2 protein-coding genes and 2 pseudogenes are annotated in these 1,532 nt (G+C 41.9%); all 4 read right to left on the bottom strand.

Annotation, left to right across the window (positions count from 1 at the left end):
• Positions 1-134, bottom strand: a pseudogene (locus CIK04_RS31430) (prevent-host-death family protein); the annotation flags it as partial.
• Between the two features lie 81 nt (positions 135-215).
• Positions 216-335, bottom strand: a pseudogene (locus CIK04_RS35190) (DUF3265 domain-containing protein); the annotation flags it as partial.
• 341 nt (positions 336-676) lie between these two features.
• Positions 677-805 carry a DUF3265 domain-containing protein gene (locus tag CIK04_RS35930; RefSeq protein WP_081036305.1) on the bottom strand — a complete coding sequence of 43 codons (129 nt, stop codon included), beginning with the start codon at positions 803-805 and terminating at the stop codon, positions 677-679.
• Positions 806-1,148: 343 nt separating this feature from the next.
• Entirely contained in the window at positions 1,149-1,280 is a 132-nt protein-coding gene (locus CIK04_RS31410; protein ID WP_176463260.1) for a DUF3265 domain-containing protein, read from the bottom strand.
• Positions 1,281-1,532 lie beyond the last annotated feature (252 nt).

The raw sequence follows: 1,532 nt of genomic DNA, 5'->3' as shown, positions 1-1,532 counted from the left end.
AACAGCAACACCTTTGCCACGTTGCGGTAATAACCAATTGACGACGAGCTCATTGATTTGTTTGATGTATGAGCTACACCGGCACGAAACTCAGACAAAGGCTGAATATCTTGATCGAAATGAATACGACTCATATTGACTCCCATTAGTACAAAATAACGTACAAATAATAGTTCAACTGACCCTTTTGAGCAAGAAGTTGATTCTGTGTTATAACGCCGCGTTAAGGGGTGAATGCCGCATAAACCAACCTTCCGCASACCACTTTCACCACCAAAACTCACTGCAAACCAAAAATGCCACGCGGCATGAATCCCGCTTAAACGCCTTGTTATGCTTAAGCTTCAATGGCTTACGTTTTACTAAAAACAAGATTAACTCGACTTTGATTCACAAACAAAAGCCAAAAGCCAAAAAACTGAAATGACTCATGATTTTGAAAATCAGACTTTGAAATTTGGCAGCTAAAACGAAAAAACCTAAGATCAAATCTCTGATTGAGCCAACCGCCCTAACCTCGCGCTTGCCCAAGAATTGAATGAGGCAATTCTCTGAATTTCTAGCGCCAAAGAATAAGTGTCCGAAAAACAGCGCTCAAAAAAGCCGACTTGCCGACAAACACAAAACTGAAAAGCTGAGGGAACAGAAAAAACCATAAACCACTGATTTTACGTGATTAAGCATAACGCTGCGTTAAGGGGTGAATGCCGCATAAACCAACCTTCCGCAGACCACTTTCACCACCAAAACCAACCGCATACCAAAAATGCCACGCGGCATGAATCCCGCTTAAACGCCTTGTTATGTTTAAGACACAAAGGGTTAAGTTTTGCGATACCAAGAGCTTAACTCGAGTTACCTTTAAAAACCAAAACCAGACGCTAAAAAGCTGAATTAACTCATAAATTTGATTCTAATGATTTTGAGTTTTAGCGTGAGAAACCGAAAGCTGGAGCTCAAACTTTGAAGCTAAGACGCTTTATTCGACTCACAAACGCACTGAGCTTTAATGAGGCAACTCTCAGAATTTTTCGCGCCCACGAATTGGAGTCCAGAAAACAGCGACAACTAAAAGTAACTTGCCGACAAGACCAAAATTAGAAAGCCGAGAAAGCAAAGAAAAGATGCAACCAACTGATTTTACGTGACTAAACATAACGCTGCGTTAAGGGGTGAGTGCCGCCTAAACCAACTTTCCGCAGACCACTTTCACCACCGAAATTCACCGCATACCCAAAATGCCACGCGGCATGAATCCCACTTAAACGCCTTGTATGGATAATAACTAACGAATCAGGGTAAGGTGAGACCCAGACTTTAGCTGCAACTAAAGTTCTCTATCTGATAGTTCGATTGAACGCTGGCTCCTCTATTGAGAGACCGATAACAAGAACGAACATCAGATAGAACTCCAAGCATCACACTCGAATAGTCTTCTGGGTCTCGAGCCCGCATTTCGCAAGCAAGAGTTAGCTTATTATGAATACAAATACACTTCAAAACATTAATGTCGGCGTTGATACAGGTAAGAC

This window comes from Vibrio sp. 03_296 (assembly GCF_002265885.1).
The sequence above is the reverse complement of the archived record's forward strand: the minus strand, read 5'-3'. Positions and strand labels throughout refer to the sequence as shown.